The organism is Streptomyces misionensis (genome assembly GCF_900104815.1).
Lineage (GTDB): Bacteria > Actinomycetota > Actinomycetes > Streptomycetales > Streptomycetaceae > Streptomyces > Streptomyces misionensis.
The window spans coordinates 7,144,221-7,169,757 of the sequence record NZ_FNTD01000004.1 but is presented as its reverse complement, the minus strand read 5'-3'; the positions used below and the strand labels follow the sequence as shown (position 1 = coordinate 7,169,757).

At 73.1% G+C, this 25,537-nt stretch carries 24 protein-coding genes; 10 read left to right on the top strand and 14 right to left on the bottom strand.

Annotation, left to right across the window (positions count from 1 at the left end):
* The first annotated feature begins 13 nt into the window (after window positions 1-13).
* Together BLW85_RS33890 and BLW85_RS33885 are read left to right on the top strand one after the other, a co-directional pair.
* Window positions 14-1,585, top strand: a complete 1,572-nt coding sequence (locus BLW85_RS33890; RefSeq protein WP_079172505.1) for a GMC oxidoreductase — start codon at window positions 14-16, stop codon at window positions 1,583-1,585.
* A 92-nt stretch (window positions 1,586-1,677) separates the two neighbouring features.
* Window positions 1,678-2,886, top strand: a complete 1,209-nt coding sequence (locus tag BLW85_RS33885; RefSeq protein ID WP_205009866.1) for an ROK family transcriptional regulator — start codon at window positions 1,678-1,680, stop codon at window positions 2,884-2,886.
* Window positions 2,887-3,080: 194 nt separating this feature from the next.
* Here BLW85_RS33885 and BLW85_RS33880 read toward each other — a convergent pair whose 3' ends face one another.
* The 3 genes from BLW85_RS33880 to BLW85_RS33870 all read right to left on the bottom strand — a co-directional run bounded on the left by BLW85_RS33880 (window position 3,081) and on the right by BLW85_RS33870 (window position 6,739).
* Complete coding sequence (locus tag BLW85_RS33880) at window positions 3,081-4,295, bottom strand: MFS transporter (RefSeq protein WP_079172504.1); 1,215 nt, start codon at window positions 4,293-4,295, stop codon at window positions 3,081-3,083.
* 59 nt (window positions 4,296-4,354) lie between these two features.
* On the bottom strand, window positions 4,355-5,464 hold the full coding sequence (locus tag BLW85_RS33875) for a Gfo/Idh/MocA family protein (protein ID WP_070022562.1): 1,110 nt from the start codon (window positions 5,462-5,464) through the stop codon (window positions 4,355-4,357).
* Window positions 5,465-5,542: 78 nt separating this feature from the next.
* Window positions 5,543-6,739, bottom strand: a complete 1,197-nt coding sequence (locus BLW85_RS33870; protein ID WP_074995022.1) for a Gfo/Idh/MocA family protein — start codon at window positions 6,737-6,739, stop codon at window positions 5,543-5,545.
* 27 nt (window positions 6,740-6,766) lie between these two features.
* On the opposite strand from BLW85_RS33870, the gene BLW85_RS39610 reads away from it, so the two are divergent.
* On the top strand, window positions 6,767-6,976 hold the full coding sequence (locus BLW85_RS39610; RefSeq protein ID WP_167381453.1) for a hypothetical protein: 210 nt from the start codon (window positions 6,767-6,769) through the stop codon (window positions 6,974-6,976).
* A gap of 101 nt (window positions 6,977-7,077) precedes the next feature.
* Here the strand turns inward: BLW85_RS39610 and BLW85_RS33865 are convergent, their stop codons facing one another.
* The 4 genes from BLW85_RS33865 to BLW85_RS33850 form a co-directional block, all read right to left on the bottom strand.
* Complete coding sequence (locus BLW85_RS33865) at window positions 7,078-8,313, bottom strand: ROK family transcriptional regulator (RefSeq protein WP_074995019.1); 1,236 nt, start codon at window positions 8,311-8,313, stop codon at window positions 7,078-7,080.
* Window positions 8,314-8,350: 37 nt separating this feature from the next.
* Entirely contained in the window at window positions 8,351-9,631 is a 1,281-nt protein-coding gene (locus BLW85_RS33860) for a sugar ABC transporter permease (RefSeq protein WP_079172502.1), read from the bottom strand.
* Complete coding sequence (locus tag BLW85_RS33855; RefSeq protein WP_070022565.1) at window positions 9,628-10,404, bottom strand: ATP-binding cassette domain-containing protein; 777 nt, start codon at window positions 10,402-10,404, stop codon at window positions 9,628-9,630. Before BLW85_RS33855 ends, BLW85_RS33860 begins: the two co-directional genes overlap by 4 nt.
* 96 nt (window positions 10,405-10,500) lie before the next feature.
* Window positions 10,501-11,595: a sugar ABC transporter substrate-binding protein gene (locus tag BLW85_RS33850; RefSeq protein ID WP_074995017.1), complete on the bottom strand. Its 1,095-nt coding sequence runs from the start codon at window positions 11,593-11,595 to the stop codon at window positions 10,501-10,503.
* Between the two features lie 397 nt (window positions 11,596-11,992).
* Between BLW85_RS33850 and BLW85_RS33845 the strand changes: the two genes are divergently transcribed.
* Entirely contained in the window at window positions 11,993-13,228 is a 1,236-nt protein-coding gene (locus tag BLW85_RS33845; RefSeq protein ID WP_074995014.1) for an epoxide hydrolase family protein, read from the top strand.
* 60 nt (window positions 13,229-13,288) lie between these two features.
* Here the strand turns inward: BLW85_RS33845 and BLW85_RS33840 are convergent, their stop codons facing one another.
* Entirely contained in the window at window positions 13,289-14,719 is a 1,431-nt protein-coding gene (locus BLW85_RS33840; protein WP_070022615.1) for a dihydrolipoyl dehydrogenase family protein, read from the bottom strand.
* A gap of 172 nt (window positions 14,720-14,891) precedes the next feature.
* On the opposite strand from BLW85_RS33840, the gene trxA reads away from it, so the two are divergent.
* The gene (gene trxA / locus BLW85_RS33835) at window positions 14,892-15,266 is read left to right on the top strand and encodes a thioredoxin (protein WP_070022568.1); all 375 of its coding nucleotides are present in this window, start codon (window positions 14,892-14,894) and stop codon (window positions 15,264-15,266) included.
* A 33-nt stretch (window positions 15,267-15,299) separates the two neighbouring features.
* On the opposite strand, the gene BLW85_RS33830 is transcribed toward trxA, so the two are convergent.
* Window positions 15,300-16,295: a LacI family DNA-binding transcriptional regulator gene (locus BLW85_RS33830; protein WP_074995012.1), complete on the bottom strand. Its 996-nt coding sequence runs from the start codon at window positions 16,293-16,295 to the stop codon at window positions 15,300-15,302.
* Between the two features lie 106 nt (window positions 16,296-16,401).
* On the bottom strand, window positions 16,402-17,070 hold the full coding sequence (locus BLW85_RS33825) for a TetR/AcrR family transcriptional regulator (protein ID WP_177330137.1): 669 nt from the start codon (window positions 17,068-17,070) through the stop codon (window positions 16,402-16,404).
* 99 nt (window positions 17,071-17,169) lie between these two features.
* On the opposite strand from BLW85_RS33825, the gene BLW85_RS33820 reads away from it, so the two are divergent.
* Window positions 17,170-17,733 carry an NAD(P)H-dependent oxidoreductase gene (locus BLW85_RS33820; protein WP_074995010.1) on the top strand — a complete coding sequence of 188 codons (564 nt, stop codon included), beginning with the start codon at window positions 17,170-17,172 and terminating at the stop codon, window positions 17,731-17,733.
* 177 nt (window positions 17,734-17,910) lie between these two features.
* Window positions 17,911-18,876 carry an alpha/beta hydrolase gene (locus tag BLW85_RS33815; RefSeq protein WP_074995008.1) on the top strand — a complete coding sequence of 322 codons (966 nt, stop codon included), beginning with the start codon at window positions 17,911-17,913 and terminating at the stop codon, window positions 18,874-18,876.
* Window positions 18,877-18,991: 115 nt separating this feature from the next.
* Here the strand turns inward: BLW85_RS33815 and BLW85_RS33810 are convergent, their stop codons facing one another.
* Together BLW85_RS33810 and BLW85_RS33805 are read right to left on the bottom strand one after the other, a co-directional pair.
* Window positions 18,992-19,417 carry a hypothetical protein gene (locus BLW85_RS33810; protein WP_074995005.1) on the bottom strand — a complete coding sequence of 142 codons (426 nt, stop codon included), beginning with the start codon at window positions 19,415-19,417 and terminating at the stop codon, window positions 18,992-18,994.
* Window positions 19,414-20,103, bottom strand: coding sequence for a helix-turn-helix transcriptional regulator (locus BLW85_RS33805; RefSeq protein WP_074995003.1), 690 nt, complete (start codon window positions 20,101-20,103; stop codon window positions 19,414-19,416). Before BLW85_RS33805 ends, BLW85_RS33810 begins: the two co-directional genes overlap by 4 nt.
* Before the next feature lie 92 nt (window positions 20,104-20,195).
* Between BLW85_RS33805 and BLW85_RS33800 the strand changes: the two genes are divergently transcribed.
* Together BLW85_RS33800 and BLW85_RS33795 are read left to right on the top strand one after the other, a co-directional pair.
* Window positions 20,196-20,696: a cupin domain-containing protein gene (locus BLW85_RS33800; protein ID WP_074995001.1), complete on the top strand. Its 501-nt coding sequence runs from the start codon at window positions 20,196-20,198 to the stop codon at window positions 20,694-20,696.
* A 1-nt stretch (window position 20,697) separates the two neighbouring features.
* Entirely contained in the window at window positions 20,698-21,621 is a 924-nt protein-coding gene (locus tag BLW85_RS33795; protein ID WP_074994998.1) for an NADP-dependent oxidoreductase, read from the top strand.
* Between the two features lie 66 nt (window positions 21,622-21,687).
* Here BLW85_RS33795 and BLW85_RS33790 read toward each other — a convergent pair whose 3' ends face one another.
* Complete coding sequence (locus BLW85_RS33790) at window positions 21,688-23,787, bottom strand: cellulose binding domain-containing protein (protein WP_074994996.1); 2,100 nt, start codon at window positions 23,785-23,787, stop codon at window positions 21,688-21,690.
* Between the two features lie 244 nt (window positions 23,788-24,031).
* Here BLW85_RS33790 and BLW85_RS33785 point away from each other — a divergent pair, with 244 nt between their 5' ends.
* Window positions 24,032-24,484, top strand: coding sequence for a type II toxin-antitoxin system PemK/MazF family toxin (locus BLW85_RS33785; RefSeq protein WP_070022576.1), 453 nt, complete (start codon window positions 24,032-24,034; stop codon window positions 24,482-24,484).
* Window positions 24,485-24,621: 137 nt separating this feature from the next.
* Here the strand turns inward: BLW85_RS33785 and BLW85_RS33780 are convergent, their stop codons facing one another.
* Window positions 24,622-25,443 (bottom strand): TIGR02452 family protein, encoded by an 822-nt coding sequence (locus tag BLW85_RS33780; RefSeq protein ID WP_074994994.1) that lies wholly within the window; start codon window positions 25,441-25,443, stop codon window positions 24,622-24,624.
* Window positions 25,444-25,537: the final 94 nt, after the last annotated feature.

The following is a 25,537-nucleotide window of genomic DNA, read 5'->3' as shown; positions in this document are numbered from 1 at the left end:
GAGCGGCACGACGGTGAACGACATCGAGACGGAACAGGCGGGCCCGGCGTACGACGCCATCGTGGTCGGTTCCGGGTTCGCGGGCTCCTGGGCCGCGAAGGAGCTGACCGAGGCCGGGTTCGACGCCCTGATGCTGGAGGCCGGCCCCGCGCGCGAGCCCGCCCAGATCCCGGACCGGGCCGCGTCGTACACCGCGCCCGACCGCGAGGACGCCGACGCCTGGCCGCGGCAGCCGGTCCAGCGCAGCCACTTCAACTTCGCGCCCCGGGGCCCGCACCTCTTCGTGGACGACCTGGAACACCCCTACGAGACCCCGCCCGCGCTGCCCTACACCTGGATCCGGGGCATGCAGGTCGGCGGCCGCTCGCTGATCTGGGGCGGATCGGCGCTGCGGCTGTCGCCGTTCGAGACGCAGGCGGCCGACCTGGACGGCCACTCGCTGCGCTGGCCGATCGGTTACGAGGATCTCGCCGACGCCTACGAGGCCGTCGAGGGACTCCTCGGTCTGCGGGGAACCGCCGAGGATCTCGCGCAGCTCCCCCATGGCCGCTTCCGGGGCGAGCCGCCCGCGCTCACTCCCGCCGAGGCGGACTTCCGGCGGGCCTACCGGCGCCCGGGCACACGCCCGGTCCCGGTGCGCTTCGTACCGGCCGACGCGGGCGCCGGCGGCTGGCCGGGGTTCACGGTGCAGGCCACCGCCCTCACCGCGGCCGAACGCACCGGGCGGCTGACGCTGCGGCCGGGCGCCCGCGTCACCTCGGTGACCACCGACCCGGTGAACGGCCGGGCGACCGGGGTCGATTACGTGGACGTCACCACCGGGCGGCGGCACCACGCCCGGGCCCGCGTCGTCTTCCTGTGCGGCGGCACCATCGAGACCGCCCGGCTGATGCTGAACTCGCACAGTCCACGCCACCCACGGGGTCTCGGCAACAGCAGCGGCTGGCTGGGCCGCGGCCTCATGGACCATCCGCTGGTGACGTCCTCGGGTGTCCTCCCCGGATACTCGGCCGGCTCGGTGCTCCCGGCGGCCGGACGCCAGTGCGGGCTGCTCGTACCCCCCGCCCAGCCGGGAAAGGGCGACGTCCGTCCCTTCGCCCTGTGGGTGACCCTGCAACGGGGCACCGGCGACGGCGCGGTGCTGGGCGGCATCGACGCACAGGGGGAGATGCTGCCGTACTGGCACAACCGGGTGAAGCTCGGCGACAAGCGCGACCGCTGGGGCGTCCCCGTCCCCGTCATCGACTGCGGCTACGGACCGCACGAGGAGCGGCTCTACGGCGCCATGCGGCAGGAGGTGGAACTGGCGGCCTCGATCGCCGGTCTGAAAGACCTTTCGGTCGCGCAGGCGCTCACCGCCCCCGGCCGCAACGTCCACGACCTCGGGACCGCCCGCATGGGCGACTCCCCGGCCGACTCGGTCCTGGACCGTGACAACCGCTGCTGGGACGCGCCGAACGTCTTCGTCGCCGACGGCGCCTGCTTCCCCTCCGGCGGCTGGCAGAACCCGACCCTCACCATCATGGCGCTGGCGGCCAGGGCGGGCCGGTGCGCGGCGAGGCTGCTGCGGGACGGGGAGTGCTGAGCCCCGCCCGCCGGGAGCCGCGCCACCGTGGCCCGAGCGGCTTCGCAGCAGGCCGGCGCGGCCGGCGCGCACCCACCGACTAGCCTTGCCCCATGCCATCCGAAATCCGCGAGCCCATCCGCCATGCCTCGATGCGGGAGCGGAACCTGGCCGTACTGCTCGGGGTGATCGCCGAGCACCAGCCGGTCACCCGGGCCCGGCTCGCCGTGCTCACCGGCTTCACCAAGACGACCGTCTCGAACCTCATCGCGGTGCTCGCGGAGGCCGGTCTCGTGCACGACGGGGACATGCTGCACGAAGGGGACCGGGGCCGCCCGGGCATAGGCGTGGCCGTCAACGGCGCGGGCGCGGCGGGGCTCGGGCTCGAAGTGAACGTCGACTACCTGGCCGCGGCCGTGCTCGACCTGGGCCGGCGGGTGCGCTACCGGCTCCTGGTGGCGGCGGACAACCGCAACCGCAAGCCCGGCGAGATCGCCGCCGCGCTGGCCCGGCTGGCCCAGCAGGCGGTGGACTCCGCGAACGAGCAAGGCCTGCCGGTGATCGGGGCGAACGTCGCGCTGCCCGGCCTGGTGGACCGCGCCGGAATGCTCCGCGCCCCCAACTTCGCCTGGCGCGACGTCCCGGCGGCGGACTTCACCGACCTGGGTCTGTCCGGGCTGAAGCTGCCGACCGGTGCGGAGAACGAGGCGAACCTGGCGGCGCTCGGTGAACTGTGGTTCGGCGCGGGGCACGCCGTCCTGGGCGACTTCGTGCACGTGTCCGGGGAGATCGGCATCGGCGCGGGCGTGGTGCTCGACGGCCGGGTGTTCCAGGGGGCGCACGGCTACGCGGGGGAACTGGGCCATCTCCAGGTGGATCCGGCCGGCGAGCCGTGTGCCTGCGGCGCGCGCGGCTGTCTGGAGCGTGTCGCCGGGCGGGACGCGATTCTGCGGGCCGCAGGGCTCGGGGACTCGGCGGCCGCCGTGGGCCCGTTGGAGCCGCTGTCGGCGCTGACCACGCTGCTCGACGCCGGCGACCGGGACGCGACCGAGGCGGTGCTGCGGGCCGGCGACGCGCTGGGACGGGCGCTGACCGCCGTGGTCAAGGTGCTCGATCCGGACTCGATCGTGCTCGGCGGCATCTTCTCCGCGCTCGCCGCGTGGACCACCCCCGCGGTGGAGGCGGCGCTGCGCGCCGGCGGGCTCTACGGGCAGGTGCCGACCGTCGCGGTCTCCTCACTCGGCAAGAACGCGGCGGTACTCGGCGCCGCGGGCCAGGTCGTCGAGCACGTGTACGCCGATCCTGCCCTGCTGCTGCGCTGACCGCGCGCGCCCGGAGCGTGAGCCCGCACGGAGCCGCCCCGGACCGGTGACGACGGCCGGCGCGGCGCGTCCTCGGCGCACGGCCTGGGCCATGCCGGTGTGCGTGCCCGCGTCGTGGCGGCTGCCGGCCGCGGTGCCGGCACCGCGGCCGCCGAGGTCCGCCAACGCCGGCCCGCCCGGTGCGTGTCTCCGCGTCACGGCGACTCGTCGGCCGGCGCCCGCACCGTGCCCCGTGTGCGTCCCCTCGCCTGGTCCGCGAGCAGGACCGCCACCGCCGCCGCGGCCAGCAGACCGCCCAGCAGCGCGGTGCCGCGGACGCCGATGTCCGACAGCACCAGTCCCCCGGAGGCCGCGCCCGCGGCCGTGCCCGCGTTGAACACGGCGTTTCCCCCGGCGGAGGCGATGTACAGGTCGCCGGGGGCGACGGACAGCAGTTCGTTCGTCAGCGTCGTGATCATCACGAGGACCGCGAGGCCCGAGGTGGCCATCAGCACGGCGACGAGGACCGGTGTGGTCCCCGCGAGGTACATGCCGATCAGCGACACGGACAGCAGGGCCACCGGTGCCGTCGTCGCCAGCCTCGGGTGCCGGTCCGCGAGGTTGCCCGCGACGGAGACCGAGGCGACACCGGCCGCGCCGCGCAGCAGCAGGAGCGGGGCGACCGCCGCCGTGGAGAAGCCCGTCACCTTCGTCAGGAACGGCACCGTGTAGGTGAACGCCATCGACAGGCCCGCGAGCGCCAGGACGATGGTCACGAGCAGCACGACGTAGCGCGAGGTGTCGGGGACCGCGGTGTCGTCGTCGCGCGTCCGGGAGACGGCCGTGGCGGGCAGGAAGACGGCCACGACGGCCAGCGCGACCAGCCCGATGCCGCTCAGGGCCAGGAACGCCACACGCCACCCCGCGTGCTGGCCGATCCAGCTTCCGGCCGGGACGCCCACGATCGTCGCCAGCGAGGTGGCCCCGTACACCAGGGCGAGGATCCGGCCCCGCACCGCCGGGGAGAACAGCGCCGTGGCGGTGACCGTGACCACCGCCCAGAACACGGCGTGCACCAGGGCCGTCACGGCGCGCGAGGCCAGCAGCAGGGCGTAGTTCGGCGCGGCCGCCGAGCCCAGGCCGGCCAGCACGAACAGCGTCATCAGCCCCAGCAGCAGCGGCCGGCGCGGAATCCGCCGGGTGAGGTAGGTCAGCGGCACGGTGAGCAGCATCACGGTGAGGGCGTAGCCCGTGACCAGCTGTCCCGCGACCGACAGCGACACCCCGAGCCCGGACGAGATCTGCGGCAGCAGACCGGCGGGCAGGTGCTCCGTGGTCACGACGCAGAACGTCGCGGCCATCAGCGCGCACAGCGCCCACACCGCGGCCGGTTCGGCCTCCGCGTCCGGCCCGGCGAGCCATTTGCGCACCGTTCACCTCCACTTGCCGACGGGGGATGTCCTTGACCGAGGTTCCGCTCGCCGGGTCCTCATCCCGGGCACAGGTCCTCGGGCCGCGCGTCGGCGGGCACCGGTTCGGGGCGGGTGAAGCCGCTGTCCACCCGGCGGCTGCCGCCCGACTCCGCGGCGGCGAGCAGCGATTCCATGAGGTCGAGCACGTGATAGGCCAGTTCGGCACTCGCCCGGTGCGGCGTGCCCGTGGCGATGGCGTGCGCCATGTCCGCGACGCCGATGCCGCGGGCCACGCCGCGGTAGCCGCCGAGCACCGGCGCCGTCCGCCATTCCCGGTCCCCGGCGTGGCAGACGCGGACGTCGCCGGTGAAGCTGTTCGGATCGGGTACCGCCAGGGTGCCTTCGGTGCCGTACACCTCGATCCGGGGCAGCGTGCTCTGCCAGACGTCGAAGCTCAGCATGAGGGTGGAAAGCGCCCCGCCCTCGTGTTCCAGCACCCCGGTGACATGGGTGGCCACCTCCACGGGGAAGGTCGTGCCCGCCCGGGGGCCGCTGCCGATCGTGCGGGTACGGCGTGGGGCGCAGGACAGTCCGGTGACGCGGCGCACGGGTCCGAGCATCAGCACCAGCGCGGTCAGGTAGTACGGGCCCATGTCCAGCAGCGGCCCGCCGCCCGGCCGGTAGTAGAACTCCGGGTCGGGGTGCCAGCGTTCGTGCCCCGGCGTGGTCATGAAGGCGGTCGCCGCGACCGGGGTGCCGATCTCGCCCTTCTCCACGCACACCCGCGCGGTCTGGATGCCGGTGCCGAGGACCGTGTCCGGCGCGCAGCCGACCCGCACCCCGGCGGTGGAGGCAGCGGTGAGGATGGAGCGGGCCTCCCCGGTGGTCATGGCGAGCGGTTTCTCGCCGTACAGGTGCTTGCCCGCCTCGATCGCGGCCCGGGACACCTCCAGGTGCGCCGCGGGCGTCGTGAGATCGAGTACGAGGTCCACCTCGTCCGAGGCGTACAGTTCCGGCAGGCTCGTCGCCCGCGTCCCCGGGAACCGCGCGACGACGGCCCGCGCGCGTTCGGGGTCGCGCGTCGCCACCTGTACGGGCCGCACGTTCGGCAGCGCGGACAGCGTCTCCAGGTATTCGCCGCTGATGTTGCCGGCGCCCACCACGCCGATCCGCAACGGGTCAGCCATGTCGTCTCCTTCGCTGAATGGTGCCTCCGGCGCCGCGGGGCGCCGCTGTGTCCCGGGGCCCGCCCGCGCGGCCCCGGTTCACCGGGCCGCCGTACCGGCGCCCGCGGGCGCCACCGCGAGCTTCTTGTCGTCGCCGGCGCGCACCGGGACGTCCTCCATGACGCCTCGCCCCTCGGAGAGCCGGAGGCTGACGTCGAGCACGTGCAGGGAGAAGTCGGCGCTCAGGAAGGGCTGCTCCCCCTTGATGATTGCCATGGCCATGTCAGCCACACCCGCGCCGACCGTGAGGTCGTGGGTGTCGTCGTAGCGGTGCCGGGCGGGCGGAATCACGAAGGGCAGCTGTTCCGGTTCGCCGAGGTAGGCGTTGGTCTTGCCGCTCGTCCTGGCGTTGCGCCGCAGCATGACCGGGGCCGACGCCTGCCATACGTCGCCCACCGAGAGGGTCCCCTGGTCGCCGATGACGGTGAGGGACAGATCGGCCGGCGCGACCCAGCCGATGCTGAGTCTGCACACGGTGCCGTCGGCGAACTCCAGGAAGCCGAGGGAGATGTCGGGTGCCACCTCGGTGTGCTCGGGCCACTGTCCGCCGAGCTGGAGCGAGGTGTGGGCCGCCATCCGCACCACCGGCCCGAACATGGCCACCAGCCAGCTGAGTTGGTAGCCCGCGTGTTCCATGACGCAGCCGTTGGCGATCTCGTCCCGATAGGGCCAGGGCACACCCCGCCGGCTGCGCCACTGCGTGTACGGCATGAAGGCCAGGGCGCCCATGTCGAGCGAGGCGTGCACCAGACGCGGCTTGCCGATCAGTCCGTCGCCGACGGCGCGCAGCAGCGTCTGCGCGGACTGGCTGAAGACGGTCGACGGGGCACTCGACAGCAGCAGCCCCCTCTCCCTGGCCAGTTCGACGAGTTCCGTCGCCTCCGGGAGCGTGGAGGCGAGCGGCTTCTCCGAGTAGACGTGCTTGCCCGCCAGCAGGGCCGCCTTGGTCACGGTGTAGTGCTGGGACACGGGGGTCAGGTTCACCACGAGGGAGACGTCCGGATCGGCCAGCACCTCCCGGAGGTCGCCGAAGACGCGTCCGCCGTACTCACCGGCGAACGAGGCGGCGCGTTCGCTTTCCACGTCGAAGGCGCCCTTGACCTCGATGTGGGGGTAATTGGGCAGGGTGGCGCCGTAGAAGTCCGCGGCGTATCCACAGCCGACGAAGACCGCTCCGACCGTTTCGCCGGCCGCCTCCGGACCACGCTCGACGTGCTCGTTCTTGGTGCTGGTCATGTCCCCTCCAGAGAAGTTCTCGCATGGGTGCCGGAAGACGGCGGCGTGCCGTTCGCCGTCGGGGCACTGATCGGCTGTGTTTCGTCGAAGGAGAAGCGCCGATTTCCGCGTGTTCCCGATGTCACCGCGGGCGGCGAGGGCCGCTTGCCGACTGCCGGGATTCATGAACCCGGGAAAATGCACGGGAACCGCGATCACCGGGTTCCGAATTATCGGGAACCCGCGGCGGATGAATGAGTGACTGGACATTAGCAGGGCGTCCGGCCGTGATCCAGACCCGTGCGCGGAATACGCGGCCCCTTTTCCTCGCCGTGAATTCCCGGCGGAGGAACCCGGTGTCACCCGGGCAGCGGTGGGGCCAGTCGTTCCTCGGCGGCGTCGGCCAGGACGGCCAGGGGATCGGCCAGCAACGCGGAGAAACCCAGTTCGGCGGCGCCCACGAGGACGGTGTCCTCGCCGAGCCGGCTGACCCGCAGACAGAGCTTCTCGCGGGAGGCGGCGAGGGTGCTGATGTTGATACGGCTGCGGATCTGCGCGGCCGCGCCGAGGAACAGGTCGCGGAGCATGCCGCCGAAGATGACGACGCTGGGGTTGAAGAGGTTGACCAGATTGGCGACACCGACGCCGAGCCAGTCGCCGACCTGGTGCAGCGCGGCCCGCGCCACCACGTCTCCCCGGTCGGCGGCGGAGACGACCGCCCGCACCACGTCCTGGCCGGTCTCCTGCGGGTCGCGGCCGGCGGCGGCGAGCAGGGCACGTTCGCCGGCCTCGGCTTCGAGGCAGCCGCGGGCGCCGCAGCCGCAGGGGCTGCCGTCGCGCGGGTTGACGATCATGTGGCCGACCTCGCCGCCGTACCCGTCCGTGCCGCGCAGCAGCCGGCCGCCGGTGACCAGGCCGCCGCCGATGCCGATGTCCCCGTGCAGATAGACGATGTTGTCGCTGCCCACCCCGGCGCCCCGCAGATGTTCGGCGAGGGCACCGAGGTTCGCCTCGTTGTCCACCTCGACGGGGACGCCGAGGTCGAGCCGGCGGGCGAGTTCGGTGCGGAAGTCCTGATCGGTCCAGCCCATGTTGGGGGCGCGCCGCACCAGGCCGTCGGGGTGCCGGACGATGCCCCGCACGGCCACTCCGACGCCGACGCAGCGGCTGCCGGGCTCCGCGATCGCCAGCATCTGCCGGGCGAACCCGGCGAGGGCGTCGGCGACCTCCGCGGGATCGTTCGGTTCGTCCAGCGGCCAGGAGCGTTCGCGCCGGTCGAGGAAGACACCGCCGAGTCCGATGCGGGCGGCCGCGAGACGGTCCACCCCGACGTCGTACGCGAGCACGTACACACGGGCCGACTCAGGCCGTACGACCAGCGAGGGCCGGCCCGCCCGGCCGGTGTCGCGCGGGAGCTCCTCGAGGACGAGCCCGGCCGTGGTCAGGTCGGTGACCAGTCCCAGGATGGTGCTGCGGTTGAGCCCCATGCGGTCGGCGAGGGCGGCCCGGGAGACGGGTCCGCCGATGTGGACGTGGTGCAGCAGGGTGCTGAGGTTGTGCCGTCGGATCTCCTCCTGGGAATGGCCGACTTTCATGGCACGGGGACCTCGTTGTCACGGGAGCGTGGGGCATTCATCGCTGTACGGCTCGGTGCCGGGACAGCGCGTCCACACCCGCGGCCACCAGCAGCACCGAACCCGTGACAGCGTACTTGACCCCCGAGCTGTACCCCATGAGACCCATCCCGTTCTGGATGACGGCCACCAGCATCCCGCCCAGCACGGCGTCGACGACCCGGCCCCGCCCGCCGAAGAGACTGGTGCCGCCGATGACGGCGGCCCCGACGGCGAGCAGCAGGACGTTGCTGCCCCCGGTGTTGGGGTCCACGGAGTTGCCCCGGGAAGCCGCGATGATGCCGCCGACCGCCGCCATGGCCGAGCAGATGACGAAGGCGGTGATGCGGATGAACGCCACGTTGATGCCGGCCCGCCGGGCCGCCTCGGCGTTGCCGCCGACGGAGTAGATGTGCAGACCGAACGGGGTGCGCTGGAGGACGAACGTGCCCAGCACGAGCAGGACGCCGATGAGCGGCACCACGATGGGCACGCCCTTCAGCGAGACCACCACCGCGTTGCGGCTGCGCTCCTGGTTGAGCACGTACACGGCCAGGGCGCCGAGCACCGTCGGCAGGCCGAGGCGGACGGCGACCAGCACCGGCGGGGTGGTCGCCAGCCCCCGGCGGCGGCGGTTGTGGTCACGGCGCAGCAGGATCGCCGCGTACACCGCGACACCGCACACCAGCAGCAGCCATCCGGCCAGGGGCGAGAGGTTGTTGTTGGCGATGGCCAGCAGGGTCTTGTCCTCGATGGAGATGTTCGTGCCCTCCTTCAGCAGGATCAGCACGATGCCCTGGAAGCCCAGGAACGCGGCCAGCGTGACCACGAACGAGGGGATGCCCACCTTCGCGACCAGCGTGCCCAGGAGCAGGCCGATGACGACGCCGGTCAGCATGGCGGCGGCGACGGCGCCGTACCACGGCCATCCGTGGTTGGTGAGGAGGATGGCCAGCACCGCGGCGCAGACACCGCTGGCGTATCCGGCGGACAGGTCGATCTCCCCGAGGAGGAGGACGAAGACCAGCCCCATGGCGATCGCGATGCTGCCCGCCCCCTGGGTGAGCAGGTTGGCGAAGTTGAGGTCGGAGAAGAAGACGGGGCTCAGGATTCCGAAGAAGACGCAGAGCGCCACCAGGCCGAGGACCGCGGGCAGGGCCCCGAGTTCGCCGCCGCGCAGCCGGTCGCGGTAGCCGGTGACCAGCGCGCGCAGACCGGGGACGGCGGCGTCGGACTGCGCGCCGGACGCGCCGGGGTTCTCCGGCCGTTCGGGCTTCTCGGGGGCGACGGCGGTGGTCATGCGGCTGCTCCATTGGTGTCGGTGAGGCCCAGGTTTCCGCTGCGGCCCGAGGTGATCAGTTCGACGAGCTGGGCGTGTGTCACGTCCGAGGTCCTGACCTGGGCGGCCGTCCGGCCCAGGTAGAGGGCGGCGATCTGGTCGGACACCGCGAAGACGTCGTTCATGTTGTGCGAGATGAGCACCACGGCCAGGCCGTTGTCGGCCAGCCGCCGCACCAGTTCCAGGACCTGGGCGGTCTGGGCGACGCCCAGTGCGGCGGTCGGCTCGTCGAGGATGACGAGCTTGCTGTTCCACAGCACCGCCTTGGCGATGGCGACGGTCTGGCGCTGGCCGCCGGAGAGGCTGGAGACCCGCTGCCGCAGGGACTTGACGGTCTTGACCGAGAGTCCGGCGAGGGTCTTGGCGGCCAGTTCCTCCATGGTCGCGTCGTCGAGGAGCAGGCCCCTGCGCTTCTCCCGGCCGAGGAACATGTTCTGGACGATGTCCAGGTTGTCGCACAGGGCGAGGTCCTGGTACACGATCTCCACGCCGAGCGCGGCGGCGTCCCGGGGGCTGTGCATCTGCACCTGCTCGCCGTCGAACCAGTACTCGCCGGCGTCGATGGAGTGGATCCCCCCGATGCATTTGACCAGGGTGGACTTGCCGGCGCCGTTGTCGCCCACGAGGGCGGTCACTTCGCCGGGGCAGGCGCTGAAGGCCACGTCGTGCAGCACCTGCACCGGGCCGAAACTCTTGTTGACGCCGCGCAGTTGGAGGATGGGGGTCGCTGTCATGGAGGACGGCTCCTGAAGTCGTGGGGCCGCGGGTTCCGGCAGGCGGTCAGGGCGCCTTGGAACCCGCGGCCGGCCTGTGGGCCCGGCTGGAGTGGGTTACTGGATGCCGGCCTTGGCGCACAGGGCGGCGTACCGGCCGGTGCACAGCTGGGCCTTGGTCACGTATCCGTCGTTCACGACGTCCTTGACGTTGTCCTTGTAGACGGCGACCGGGGTGAGCAGCACGGAGGGCACCGTACGCCCGCCCTGGGGGTCCTTGACGCTCCCGTTGGTCTGCCCCTTCTTGCCCTTGGCCAGGGCGACGGCGAGCCGGGCGGTCGCGTCGGCCTCCTTCTTGACCGCCTTGTAGACGGTCATGCACTGGTCGCCGGCCAGGATGTTCTGCAGGCCCTGCACGGTGGCGTCCTGCCCGGTCACCGGCACCTGGCCGTTGCGGTGGTTCTTGCGCAGCACCGCGATGGCCGCGTTGCCGAGGCCGTCGTTGGCGGCCAGCACGCCGCCGATCCGGGGCTCGCTGGTGAGCATCTGCTCGAAGATGGTCCCGGCCTGGGCGTTGTCCCAGTCGGGCACGGACTGGTTGGGGCCCTTGACGTACTCGCCGGAGCTGTACTTGGGGTCGAGGACGCTGTTGTAACCCTGGGCGAAGAGCGTGGCGTTGTTGTCGGTGGGCGAGCCGTTCAGCTCGGCGACGACCGGCTTCTTCGCCTTCATGTCCGACAGGCACTTGCTCAGGCCCTCGCCCTGCAACTTGCCGACCACCGTGTTGTCGAAGCTCACGTAGTACTGGGCGGAGCCGCCGAGCGTCAGCCGGTCGTAGTCGATGGTGGCCACTCCCTGGGCCTTGGCCTTGTCCAGGACGGCCTTGCCGGTGCCGCTGTCGAGGTTGACGATCACCAGGACGTTCACGCCGCTGCTGATCATCTGGTCCGCGATCGTCTGGAACGCCTGCTTGTCGCCCTGGGCGTTCTGGATGTCGTAGTCGACGCCCGCCGCCTTGAACGCCTTGGCGAGGTAGGGGCGGTCGGCCGTCTCCCAGCGGGCGGACGACTTGCTGTCCGGGAGGATCACGCCGATCTTCGGCTTCTTGCCGCCGGAGCCCGACGAGTCGCCGCCCGACGAGGAGTTCCCGCAGGCGGTGAGGGTCGTCAGCAGCGCCACGGAGGCTGTGGTGAGGAGGAGCCCCTTGCGCATGGGCAGGGTCCTTTCTGGGGCGTGGCCGGGTGCGCATCCGCCCACGGATGTGCTCGAAGGGATGTGGGACACGGAAGCGCACGCGTGACCGGCTTCGGTGGGTATCGACGTCCACCGCGCTGAATGTTGTCGGCCAGAACATACGGCTACCGCCGCCGTCTCGGCCACCCCCGCGCAACCTCGAAATCGACCGGAGCCGGTAACGAATCGGCCACGTCGCCGAAACCCCGACGTCCGGCCCGGTGCCCGTGACCGGTTCGACGGGCTCAGGAGTGCGGGGGCCAGGGGCGGTCGGCATATCGTCGGAGCCCGCGCCGAAGAGCACCGACCCGGCTCGCCGCCCGGCCACCCGGCAGGCCGGGGACGCCGCTTGCCCCCGTCCAGAAGGAACCACGCCATGACCGCCCCGCAGTCCTTACCGCTGGAACCCGCCCCGCTCCACGTGCCCGACGAGGTCCTCGACGACCTGCGCGCCCGGCTCGCGTCCACCCGGCCGCCGGTGGACGAGGGCAACGAGGACTGGTCCTACGGTGTGCCCGCCGGCTATCTCGGCGAACTGATCGCCTACTGGCGGGACGGCTACGACTGGCGCGCGGCCGAGGCCGCCATCAACCGGCACGAGCACTACCAGGTGAGCGTCGCCGGTGTTCCGGTGCACTTCCTGCGCGAACCCGGCCGCGGCCCCCGGCCGATCCCGTTGATCCTCACCCACGGCTGGCCCTGGACGTTCTGGCACTGGTCGAAGGTGATCGGCCCGCTCGCCGACCCGGCCGCGTTCGGCGGTGACCCCGCGGACGCCTTCGACGTCATCGTGCCGTCCCTGCCCGGCTTCGGCTTCCCCGGACCGCTCACCGGCTTCCCGGACGTCAACTTCTGGAAGGTCGCCGACCTCTGGCACACCCTGATGACCGAGACGCTGGGGTACGAGAAGTACGCCGCCGGTGGCTGCGACATCGGCGGGATCGTCACGAGCCAGCTCGGTCACAAGTACGCCGGCGAGCTGTACGGCATCCACATCGGCTCGGGGCTGCCGCTCGACTTCTTCAACGGCCCCCGTGCCTGGGACTTCGCCCGGAACCGGCCGCTCACCGACGACCAGCCCGCCGACGTGCGCGCCCGCCTCGTCGAGATGGACCGCCGCTCGGCCTCCCACCTCGCCGTGCACATGCTCGACGGCGCGACCCTGGCCCACGCGCTGAGCGATTCGCCCGCCGGGCTGCTCGCCTGGCTGCTGGAGCGCTGGAACGCCTGGAGCGACAACGGCGGCGACGTCGAGTCCGTGTTCAGCAGGGACGACATGCTCACCCACGCCACGATCTACTGGGTGAACAACTCGATCGCCACGTCGATGCGTTACTACGCCAACGCCAACCGCCACCCCTGGGCACCCGCCCACGACCGCACCCCGGTCGTGCAGGCACCGGTCGGCCTCACCTTCGTCCGTTACGAGAACCCGCCCGGCGTGCACACCACCGAGGAGCGCGTGCGGGCGTTCCGGAGCGGCCCGCAGGCCGGCTGGTTCAACCACGTCAACGTCAACGCCCACGACCGCGGCGGCCACTTCATCCCGTGGGAGAACCCCGGCGCCTGGGTGGGCGACCTGCGCCGCACCTTCCGCGGCCGCAGGCCCTGAACGCCATCGCGTCCGGCCGGCGGGTGGGCCGGCCGGACGCGATGCCGCCGCGTTCGCGGCTCAGTTGTCCCGGTACGCCTCCAGCAGCCGCAGCCACACCTCGCTGAGGGTCGGGTACGACGGCACCACGTGCCACAGCCGGCTGACCGGGACGTGCCCGGCGACGGCGACGGTGGCGGAGTGGATGAGTTCCCCGACGCCCGGGCCGACGAAGGTGACGCCCCGCAGGATCTCGTCCTCCAGGTCGACGACCATGCGGGCGCGGCCCTTGTAGCCGTCGCCGTACAGGGACGCGCCGGCGACGGAGGAGAACTCCACGTCCACGGCGCGGACCCGGTGGCCGGCCTGCTCCGCCTCGGCGAGCGAGAGGCCGACGGCGGCGGCCTCGGGGTCGGTGAAGACGACCTGGGGCACGGCCTCGTGGTCGGCGGTCGCCGCGTGCGCGCCCCAGGGACCGTCGAGCAGCGGGGTGCCGGCCGCGCGGGCGCCGATGGCGGCACCGGCGACCCGGGCCTGGTACTTGCCCTGGTGGGTGAGGAGCGCGCGGTGGTTGACGTCGCCGACGGCGTACAGCCAGTCGGTGCCGGTGACGCGCAGGGTGTCGTCCACGTCGAGCCAGGCACCGGGTTCCAGGCCGACGGTGTCGAGCCCGATGTCGTCGGTCTGCGGGACGCGGCCGGTGGCGAAGAGGATCTCGTCGGCCTCGAACCGCTCACCCGAACGGGTGCGGGCGACCACGGTGCCGTTCTCCCGGGTGACGGACTCCACGGACGCGCCGACGCGCACGTCGACGCCCGCCTCGCCGAGCGACTCGGCGACCAGTTCCCCGGCGAACGGCTCCATCCGGCTGAGCAGCCCCTTGCCCCGCACCAGCAGGGTGACCCGGGAGCCGAGGGCCTGCCAGGCGGTGGCCATCTCGGTGGCGACGACACCACCGCCGACGACGATCAGCCGGCCGGGCACCGACTCCGCGCTGGTGGCCTCCCGGCTGGTCCAGGGCCGTACGTCGGCGAGGCCGGGCAGATCGGGCAGCTGGGCGCGGGTGCCCGTGCAGACCGCGACCGCGTGCCGGGCGGTGAGGGTGGTGACCGTGCCGTCCGACACGGTGACGGTCACCGTCCGGGGCCCGGCGAGGCGGCCGTGGCCCCGGTAGAGGTCGGCGCCGATGCCCTCGACCCAGTCGACTTGGCCGTCGTCCTGCCAGTGGGAGGTGAAGTCGTCGCGCCGGGCGAGCACGGCGGGGGCGTCGAGGGGGCCTTGGACCGCCTGGGCGAGACCGGGCAGCCGGCGGGCGTCGGCCTGGGCGATGACCGGCCTGAGCAGCGCCTTGCTGGGCATACAGGCCCAGTACGAGCACTCGCCGCCGACCAGTTCGCTCTCCACGACCGCGGTGGTGAGACCGGCCGCGCGGGTGCGGTCGGCGACGTTCTCCCCCACGGGCCCGGCCCCGAGCACCACGACGTCGTACGCGATGGTTTCCGTTTCCGTCATGGGGTCAGTCTGCTGGGTGGTGTGCGCGTCGGCCACATGGGTACGTGCGCGGCACGCGGGCGTCCGGTGCGCGGGGCATCCGGGTGCGCGCGGACAGTGTGCGGAATAGGCCGCTCGGCGGCCGTGTTTCCGCCGTCGGCACACCCCCACACCAGGAAGAGGGAACCAGGCCATGAGCAGCACCGTGGAACTGACCAAGGAGAACTTCGACGACACGGTCACCGAGAACGACTTCGTTCTCATCGACTTCTGGGCGTCCTGGTGCGGGCCGTGCCGGCAGTTCGCGCCGGTGTACGAGAAGGCCGCCGAGGAGAATCCGGACCTGGTGTTCGGCAAGGTGGACACCGAGGCGCAGCCGGAGCTGGCCCAGGCGTTCGGCATCCAGTCGATTCCGACGCTGATGATCGTGCGCGACCGGGTGGCCGTGTTCGCCCAGCCGGGCGCGCTGCCCGAGGCGGCCCTCACGGACGTCATCGGCCAGGCCCGCAAGCTGGACATGGACGAGGTCCGCAAGAGCATCGCCGCGCAGGAGGGTCAGGGCGAGTAGCCCGTCCGGCCGTTTCCGGGCGGCGGGCCGGGCTCAGGTGGAGTCGCGGTGTACGACCGAGACGTCCAGCACCCTGTGCACCTCCGGCTCGCCGCCCGTCTCGCGCACCACGCGGTCGACCAGCGCGGCGAGGTAGCGGCCCGAGGGCAGTTCGATGCGGACGGTGCTGAGCCGGGGCCGCAGCAGCCGGCCGAGCATCAGGTCGTCGGCGCCGATCACGGCCACGTCGTCGGGGATGCGCAGGCCCTCGTCCTGGAGGGCGCGCATCAGCAGCATGGCGTACTCGTCGTTGTAGGCGAAGACGGCGTCCAGGCCGGGCCAGTGGGCGGCGAGCCGGGCGGCGGACTGCTCGGTGTAGGCGAGCGGCACCTCGGCGACGGTCGCGCCGGTGCCGCGCAGAGCCTGACGGGCGCCCGCGAGCCGGGGCCGCGAACAGGGCTGGAGGCCGGGTTCGGCGGGGACGACGACGCCGATCCGGCGCCTGCCCCGCTGGTACAGATGGCCGGCCGCGCACCGGCCCACGGCCTCGTGGTCCATCAGCAGGGCGTGCGCGCCCTCGACGCGTTCGGGGCCGAGGGTGACCACCGCGCGGGCGCCCGAGCGCTTGAGGATCGCCACGCCCCGCGGCCCGCACCCGGAGCCGGGCACCAGTACCGCCACGGGCCGCAACTCGGCCCAGGCGCGGGCGGCTTCGTCGCCCTCCAGGCCGACGGAGCCGTACTGGACGACGGTGTAGTCGAGCCGTCCCAGCGCTCCTTGCACCTCGCTCAGGAACGCGCTGTAGAGGGGCCCGGCCGGGATCGCCGGGGCGGGCATGAGGACCGTACGGCTGTGTCCGGCGCGCAGGCTGCGGGCGGCGGCGTGCGGCACGTACCCCAGCTCCCGCGCGGCCTCGTGGACGCGGCGGCGGGTGGGCTCGCTGATCCGTACGGAGTGGGTGTTGTTCAGGACGTAGGACACGGTCGCGCGCGAGACGCCGGCCAGGCGGGCCACATCGGCACTCGTGGGCGTGTTCGGTTTCTGCACCATGACAGACCGCATCTTGGCAGAGCGGTCCGGCACCGCGGCGGGCGGGGCATCGTGGTTCGCGGTTGGACCAAGTGCCGTATCGTGTACGGCCGTTGACTCCGGGAGGTCAGGTGGGCGGGTCCGTGCGGGTCACCCGGGCGACCAGGTCGACCCAGGCCGCCTCCAGGCGCTCCATGGGCATTCCGAGCTGCCGGGTCAGATGGTGGATCAGCGCGGGGTCGAGCGAGGCGAGCAGGGTATGGGAAAGCAGCTCGCAGTCGGCGTCCGGCACGATCTGCCGCAGCAGCATGGTGACATGGGTGCGCAGCGCCTGGACCGCGGGGTGGGAGAAGCGGCGGCAGGCCTCGGGCTGTGCGGCCAGCTGGAGTTCCAGCTGTTCGGCCGAACGGTAGAGCACCGCGATGCCGAACGCGCGCAGCCGCTCCAGGGGCGGGGCGCCGGGCCCCAGCGGCGGGGGTCCGCCCAGGAAGTCGGCCTGGAGCCGCCGGCCGGAGTGGTCCAGCAGGGCCATCAGCAGTCCCGTGCGGTCGCCGAAGCGCCTGAAGACGGTGCCCTTGCCCACCTTGGCCGCCGCCGCGACGGCCTCCATGGTGACCCCGGCCACGCCGTGCTCCGCGATCAGCCGGGCGGCGGCCTCCAGGAGCCGGGCGCGGTTGCGGGCCGCGTCGGCGCGCAGACCGGGCTCTTCGGGAGCCGTACCCAGCTCCAGCAAGGTCGGCTCCTGCGGCGTCGGCAGGGGGTGCGGCAGGCTGGACATGAACACAGCGTAAAGCACGGGAACAGAACTGGACCAGGGTCCGGTTAGGGTGGTAGAAAGTTAAACGGACCTTGGTCCGGATCGTAACGGCGATGTTTCAGCCCCTGGAGATTTCCCATGTCTGTTCGTATCCTCGCGCTCGTCGGCAGCCTCCGCGCCGGTTCGCACAACCGTCAGCTGGCCGAGGCGGCCGCCAAGCTCGCCCCGGAAGGTGCGGAGGTCGTGATCTTCGAGGGCCTGGCCGACGTGCCCTTCTACAACGAGGACATCGACGTCGAGGGCAGCGTCCCGGCCGCCGCCGCGAAGCTGCGTGAGGCCGCCCAGGCCGCCGACGCCTTCCTGCTGTTCTCGCCCGAGTACAACGGCACCATGCCGGCCGTGCTCAAGAACGCCATCGACTGGCTGTCCCGCCCGTACGGCGCCGGCGCCTTCGGCGGCAAGCCCGCCGCCGTCATCGGCACCGCCTTCGGCCAGTACGGCGGCGTGTGGGCGCAGGACGACACCCGCAAGTCCGTGGGCATCGCCGGCGGCAAGGTGATCGAGGACATCAAGCTGTCCATCCCCGGCTCCATGACCCGCTTCGCCGAGACCCACCCGGTCGACGACACCGAGGTCGCCGGCCAGCTGAGCGAGGTCGTGACGCGCCTGCACGGCGTCGCCGCGGAGATCACCGCCGCCTGAGCCTCGGCACCGCACGCGCCCGAAGGGGCCGGAACCCGCTGGTTCCGGCCCCTTCGGGCGTTCGGGACGCTACGGCACCCGGGTCACACCGCGCGCCGCGGCCGACTCCCGGCGCCGCCGGGGGGTATGCGGACGGTGGCCGTACCGCCGTGCCGTGAGCCGTCCGAGGAGGAAGCCGTGCCCCTGGTCCCGCCCCCGTTCGACCCGGAACTCGCCGCGTGCCTGGAGTCGCTGGGGGACGCGGCGGTGCCCGGGTTCAGCCTGGCGGACCTCGACGCGGCCCGGCGCGGCGCGGGGGTCGGCGCGGGGCTGGCGGACCTCACCCTGGGCGGCGCCTTCGAGGTGACGGAGTGCGCGGTGCCGGGACCGCCGGACGCCCCCGGGATCTGCCTGGTGGTCTGCCGCCCGGTGTCGGCCACGGGTCCGCTGCCGGTGCTCTACCACGTGCACGGCGGCGGCATGATGGCCGGCACCGGCCGCGCCGGGGTGGACGTACCGCTGGACTGGGCACGGGAGTTGGGCGCGGTGGTGGTGTCGGTCGAGTACCGGCTCGCGCCCGAGCACCCGCATCCGGCGCCGGTCGAGGACGTGTACGCGGGCCTGCGGTGGACGGCCGGGCACGCGCGGGAGATCGGCGGCGACCCGGAGCGGATCGTGGTGGCCGGCGCCAGCGCGGGCGGCGGGCTGACGGCCGCCGTCACCCTGCTCGCCCGGGACCGGCGGGGGCCGCGCCCGTTGGGCCAGCTGCTGATGAGCCCGATGCTGGACGACCGCAACGACACCGTCTCCAGCCATCAGATGACCGGCGTCGGCCTCTGGGACCGCACCGCCAACGAGACCGCCTGGACGGCGCTGCTCGGTGCGCGCCGGGGCGGACCGGACGTCTCCCCCTACGCGGCCCCGGCCCGCGCCACGGACCTGTCCGGACTGCCGCCGGCCTACCTCGACACCGGCTCGGCGGAGACCTTCCGGGACGAGACGGTCGACTACGCGTCCCGCCTGTGGCGGGCCGGCGGCGAGGCCGAACTCCACGTCTGGCCCGGCGGGTTCCACGGCTTCGACACCCTGGCCCCGCAGGCGGCCCTGTCCCGGGCGGCGCGGACCGCCCGGCTCGGCTGGCTGCGACGGCTGCTGGGCGGCTGAGGCGCGGGACCCTTTCACCGCGCCCTTGTCGACGTCACCGTTCGGCAGACCTCGGGAGCCGCGCCGGCACGAACGGTGGCCCGCGGTGCGCGAACCGGCGCCGTGGCCGAGGGCGTCAGACCGTGAGCAGTCCGATGCCGAGGGCCAGCAGGGCGGCCACCTTGAGGAGTTCCAGGGCCACGTACCACAGGTGGCCGCGGGAACGGGGCAGGTCTTCGCCCGCGAGGACCCGGTCGGACCTGCGGTTGAGAGAAGGGCGGACGGCGGCCAGCTGGGCCAGCAGGAAGACCGCGACGGCGGCGGTGAGCCCGATGATCCAGGCGGGGGCGCCGGGTACCGCGACCGCCGCGATCACCACGACCGCGAACACCGCCTCGACCGCGTTCAGCGCCCGGAACACCAGCCGGCCGATGCCGAGCCCGATGGGGATGGTCACGCCCGGTGCGCGGAACTTCAGCGGCGCCTCCAGGAAGGAGATCGCCAGCACCATCCCGAGCCAGACGAAGGTGACCGCGGTGGCGACGGCGGACGTGGCGTTCATCGAGGTGCCGCCTTTCTCACGTCCCGTGCGGGGGTGCCCGTCTCGCTCAGGTGGGCGAGGCAGAGGTCGGGTCGGGCGAACGGCTCCAGACGGGTGGCCGTCAGCGGCGCGTCGAGCCGCGCCAACGCGCCCTGGATCAGGCCGAGATGGAGCGGGCAGACCAACTCCCCGTGCTCCTCGGCGAGTTCGAGGAAGGGGCAGTGCCGCAGCCCGATCCGCCGCGGGGGCCGCGCCCCGCTGTGCTCGGCCTCCGGCTCGAACCCCAGGTCGTCCAGCAGGGCGAGGAGACGGGTGACCGACCCCTCGGCCGAAGGCCGCTCGAAGGGGGGCGGCGGGTCGGCCAGGAAGCGGCCCCACGCGCGGCCCGTCTCCAGGGCCTCCTCGCGCGCCTCGACCGGATCGGCGAGGGCCAGACGACTGAGCAGCATCCGCGCCAGCAGCAGGTAACCGCGCGCACCGCCGCGGTCCATGCCGGGGTGGACGGTGTACACGGTGCGCGGCCGGCCCGGGCCGCTCGGCGCCTCGGCCCGGCGCTCGACCAGACCGTCGGCCACCAGGGCGTCCAGGTGGAAGCGGACGGTGTTGGGGTGGACGCCGAGGCGCTCGGCGGTCTCCGTGACGCCGAGCGGCCCGGACGCGGCCCGCAGCACGTCCAGCACCGCGCGCCGACGGGGACTCTCCGCCACGTCCCACCTCTCACCTGCGTATATTTTTCACAAATCCAACGTGTAGTAATTGTACGTCGAGCTTCGGAGACGACAGACAGCGAGGGGTGCAGATGACGTCATCGTCCGCCGCCGGCGACGGACCGGCGCAGCAGGCGGAACCGGTTCCGCGGGTCCTGTGCGACGCCCGGGCACTGGCGTCGCAGCCGCCACTGCCGTCCGGCGTGCTGTGGAAACTCGCCGAAGGCGGGCGCCAGTTGGACGCCAACGTGGTGCGGCTCGCCCCCGGCGGACGGATCGCGGCGCACACGGAGGCGCGACTGGACGTCCTGCTCCTGGTCGTCGCCGGGTCCGGCGTCCTCGGCGCGGGCCCCGCCGGGTCGCCGTGCCCGGTCGCCGAGGGCGCCCTGGTGTGGCTGCCCCACGGCTCCGCCCGCGGCATCACCGCCGGCGACGAGGGTCTGACGTACCTCACCGTCCACACCCGCCGCCCCGGCCTCGGCATCACGGCCCGGCCGGACGACGGTCCGGCCCGACCCGCCCCCGCGCCCGAAGGGCCCGACGCCGTTCCCACCGCCCGGAATGATCCCGTCCGCTCGGAAGTTGACCCGTGACATGAAGGCCATCGCACTCGACACGTACGGATCCCCCGACGATCTGCGGCTCGTGGAGCTGCCCGAACCCAAGGTGGCGCCCGGCGAGGTGCTGATCCGGGTGAAGGCGGCCGGGGTCAACCCGGTCGACTGGAAGCTCGGCGCCGGCATGCTGGACGCCGTGATGGAGGCCCGTTTCCCGCTGATCTCCGGCTGGGACGTCGCGGGCGTGGTGGAGCGGGTCGGCTTCGACGCCACGGAGTTCGCCGTGGGCGACGAGGTCTACGGCTACATCCGCAAGGACTGGGCGCAGAACGGCGCGTACGCCGAACTCGTCTCGGCGCCCGTGCGCACCCTCGCGAAGAAGCCCGCGTCGCTGAGCTGGGAGGAGGCGGCGGGTGTCCCGCTCGCCGGGCTCACCGCGTACCAGTCGATCGAGCGGCTGGGCGTCGACCGGGGCGACGTGGTGCTCGTGCACGCCGCGGCCGGCGGGGTCGGCTCGCTCGGGGTGCAGATCGCCGTCGCCCGCGGCGCGCGCGTCATCGGCACGGCGAGCGAGCGCAACCACGCGTTCCTGCGCTCGCTCGGCGCGGAGCCGGTCACCTACGGCGAGGGGCTCGTCGACCGCGTGCGGGAGCTCGCTCCCGGGGGCGTCGACGCGGTGCTCGACTTCGTCGGGGACGGCGCGGTCCGGCAGTCGCTGCCGCTGCTGCGGCGTCCGGGCCGCGTCGCGTCGATCGCCGACGGCGAGGCCGCGCTCGCCGCGGGCGGCCAGTACGTGTGGGTCCGCCCGTCGTCCGCCGACCTGACGACCCTGGCCCAGCTCGCGGACGCGGGCAAGCTCACGGTGCACGTGGAGAAGGCCCTGCCGCTGGCGGAGGCGGCCGAGGCCTGGCGGCTGAGCCAGTCCGGACGCACCCGCGGCAAGATCGTCCTCACGGTCTGAGCCCGGAGGGCTCCGCGCCCGGGAGTCCCGCCCTGGGTGGGGTCGCCCCCACCCAGGGCTCCGTGCTCAGGAGATCGTCCGGCAGACCGTTCCGTTGAGGGTGAAGGCCGTCGGAGCGGGGTTGGCGCCGTCGTTGGCGCCCACGAAGCCGAACTCGGCGGAGTTTCCGCCGTTCGGCGCGAGCCGGGCGTTGCTGTCGGTGCTGGTCACGTGGACGTGCTGCCCGTCGCTGGTGACGTCGGCGTTCCACCACGAGGAGACGGACTGCCCGGCCGACGGCCAGTCGAAGGTCAGCGTCCAGCCGTCGATGTCGGCCGGGCCGACGTTGCTCACCACCACGTCGGAGACGAAGCCGTTGCCCCAGCCGGAGGTCACCTGGTACGAGACGGTGCAGGTGCTGTCGTCCGGCGTACCGGTGGTGAAGGTCAGCGGCACGGAGGGCCGGGAGAGGTGTCCCGCCTTGTCCCGGGCCAGCACGTTGACCGTGTGCCGGGAGCCGGCCGGCAGGTTGCGGATCGTGGCGGAGGTGCCGGTGGACGAACCGAGCAGCTGGAGGCCGGTGCCGAGCTGCTCGTAGACCTCGTACCGGTCCACCGCTCCGTCGGCGGCCGGCCAGCTCAGGGTGGCGCTGTCGGCGCCGACCGAGGTGGTCTGCGGTGTGCCGGGGGCGCCGACGGTGGCGGCGGAGGATCCGGTGCCGCTCTTCGGATGCGTCGTCAGCACGGTGATGGAGGAGGGCGCCAGGGTGACCGAGCCGGCCGTGGCGGTGCCGGTCGCGTCGACCAGACCGTCGTCGCCGGGTGCCCAGCGCTGCACCTGCGGGGCGGCGGAGCCGGCGGTGAAGCCCAGGTAGCGCAGGTCCACGGTGTGCTCGGTGGTGGTGCTCTGGTTCAGCAGCAGCACGCTGAGGTCGCCGTCGGCCCGGAGCACCGCGTGCGAGGAGACCTCGGAACCGGAGGTGCCGGAGGCCACCATGGTGTCGCCGGGGTCGCTGAGAGCGCCGAGCGTCTTGATGCCGTAGTACGGCGCGAACGGGGTGTTCACCGCCGGCTCGCAGACGCTGCCGGTGCAACTGCCGTTGGACAGCATGCCCATGTCGCCGTAGTCGGTCTCACCGCCCACGGTGGTGATGCCGCCCGCGCCGTTGTGGGTGTCCCACCAGTCCACGGTGAAGACGCCGTTCTCCATCGCCGTCATCATGGCCTCCGCGGCGAAGAGGCCGTTGGGCCTGCTGGTGAAGGCGCCGCCGCCGGAGTTGGAGTTCACCTCGGTCATCGCGATGCCGATCCGCGCGGAGTCGGCGCCCGCGTACCGGTTCACCAGGTTGCGCACCTCGCGCAGCTCACCGGGCAACTGCCGTACGGCGGCCAGCGACTGCTCGCCGCTGGTGTTGGGGTACCAGTGCACGCTCACGAAGTCGATGTCGTGGGCGACCGCGGCGAGCACGGTGTGGTTCCAGTCGCCGGTGTCCCCGGTGGCCACCGAACCGTCGGGCCAGTTGCCGGGCATGGTGAGCACCGCGCCGATCTTGACGGTCGGGTCGACCGCCTTCATGGCCTTGGCGTACGCCTCGACCTCCCGGGCGTACTGGTCGGGGGTCTTGTCGGCGTGGGTGTCGTTCTCCCAGCCGCTGCCGTAGACGCCGTTGCCGTAGATCTCGTTGCCGATCTCCCAGTACTTGGCCCCGTAGCCCTTGGTGACGTTGGCGTACCGGACCCAGTCCGCGGCCTCCTTGGCCGTCCCGGAGCCGTAGTTGGCGATCAGGATCGGCTGGGCGCCGGTGGCCTTGACGGTGCCCATGAAGGCGTCGAAGTCGGTGCCCGGGGCGACGTAACCGCCGGGCGCGGTGTTGTCGGCCCAGTGGTAGATGTCGGCGTAGGAGCCGCCCGGGTAGCGCAGCGCGCCGATCCCCGCGGACCGGTACAGGGAGGCCACCTCCGGGTCGTTCATGTTCGCGTCCCAGATGGCGGTGTTGGCGCCGAGCGCGGTCGGGCTGACGGTGCCCAGGCCCGCGCTCGCGTTGACCGTGACCGTGATGTCGGCCGGGTCGGCCGCGGCGGCGGGCGTGGCGAGCGGCAGCACCGCGGCCGCCACGGCCAGGGCTGCCGAGGCCGCGACGGCGAGCGGGCGACGCGGCCCGTCTGGTCGTCTCCTGCGGAACAGCATGGGGGTGTTCCTCCCGGGTGAGCGCCGGCCCGGGGCCACGCCGCGGAGCCGGACGATGAACGGGGAACGTGCGGCGTGCAGCGACCGCGCCGACCGTCGGCGAGGCGACGGCGAGCGGGGCTTGGGAGCGCTCCCATGATGGGAGCGTGTCCCAGTCATGTCAATCTTCCGGACCGTTCCGACCGTCGAGGCGGGCCAACCAGGGGCCGCGACAGGGAATTTGACGGCCAGCTAGGGTGCCCCCGTGAGCACGTACACCCACACCGATGAGAACGTCCCCGGCCGTCACGGCCCGCACGCCACCGCCGAGGCCGACCCGCGCGAGGTCGGCCGGGTGCGGACCGAGTACTCCCCTGCCTGCGACGGCGATCCGGACCCCGGCGAGATCGTCTGGACCTGGGTGCCGTTCGAGGAGAACGACGGGCGGGGCAAGGACCGGCCGGTGCTGGTCGTCGCCCGGGAGGCGGCGGGCACCCTGCTGGCCGTCCAGCTCTCCAGCAAGCGGCACGACGGCGACCGGGAGTGGGTGGCGATCGGCAGCGGGCCGTGGGACCGCTCGGGGCGCGACTCCTGGGTGGACGTGGACCGGGTGCTGCGGCTGCACGAGGACGGGATGCGCCGGGAGGCGTGCGCGCTGGACCGGATGCGGTTCAACCTCGTCCGGCAGCGGCTGCACGAGCGGTACGGCTGGACCTGAGCACGGCGCCGGACCTCGGCGCACAGCCGCCCGCGCGCGGGGACATCCGCACGACGGCCGAGGCGGCGCCCGGCCGCCCTCGTACCGGAACCCGCACGGGAACATCCGCACGAAGGCCGAGGCCCGCTACCCCAGGCTCAGCCGCCGGCGTGCGGGAAGGCCCGCGCGAAGGCCTCCCGCACCGTGGCCCCCGGTGACCGGTCGAGCACGCCGAAGACCACGTGCTCGAAGGTCCCCGCGAACCGGCCCCCGGACCCGAGCAGCGCGCGGAAGGCCTCCGCGACCTGGGCCGGGTCGTTCCGGAAGACGCCGCAGCCCCAGGCGCCGAGGACCAGGCGCCGGTAGCCGTGGGCGGCGGCGGTCTCCAGGACCCGTTCGGCCCGCGTGGCGAGGGCGGCCGGGATCTCGGCGGCGCGCTCGGGGCTCCGGCGCCGCAGCACACCCGCGTTGGGGGCGGCGGCGGTCAGGAAGCCCACGAGGTGGGGCTCGGCCAGCAGCCGCCCCCGGTCGTCGCGGAAGACGGGCACCGCCGGGCTGTGGATCACCCGGTCGGAGTAGAGCGGGTCACGGTCGGCGCGGTGGTGCTCGTAGAACTCCCGGGCCTCCAGCAGGCAGGTGTACAGCGCGGAGGCGCGGCACAGGGCCTCCTCCTGGGCCTGGGCGCCGTTGAGGTAGCCGCCGCCGGGGTTCCGCGCGGAGGCGAAGTTCAGTACGGCCACCGGGGCGCCGGCCAGTCTGCGGGCCGCCTCCGTGCTGCTCTCGCCGGTGACCTCGACGAACTGTTCGGTGCCGGGTGCGGGCGGCACCGGGACCGGCCCGGGGCCGTACATCCGGGTGCCGGCCCTGGCGGCCTCGACGGCCGCCGCGAGCGGTACCTCCCGGCCGTCCGGGGCCCGGTAGCGACCCGCCGCCACGATCTCTTCCGTCTGCGCGGCGATCCCGCGCAGGCGCGCGCTCATGGCGCCACCCCCGTGGGCGCCGTGACCGCGGCCCGCGCGGTCTCCCCCGTCGTGCTCATGCGGTCATCCTGGGTGATGCTGGTATGCGGTGCAA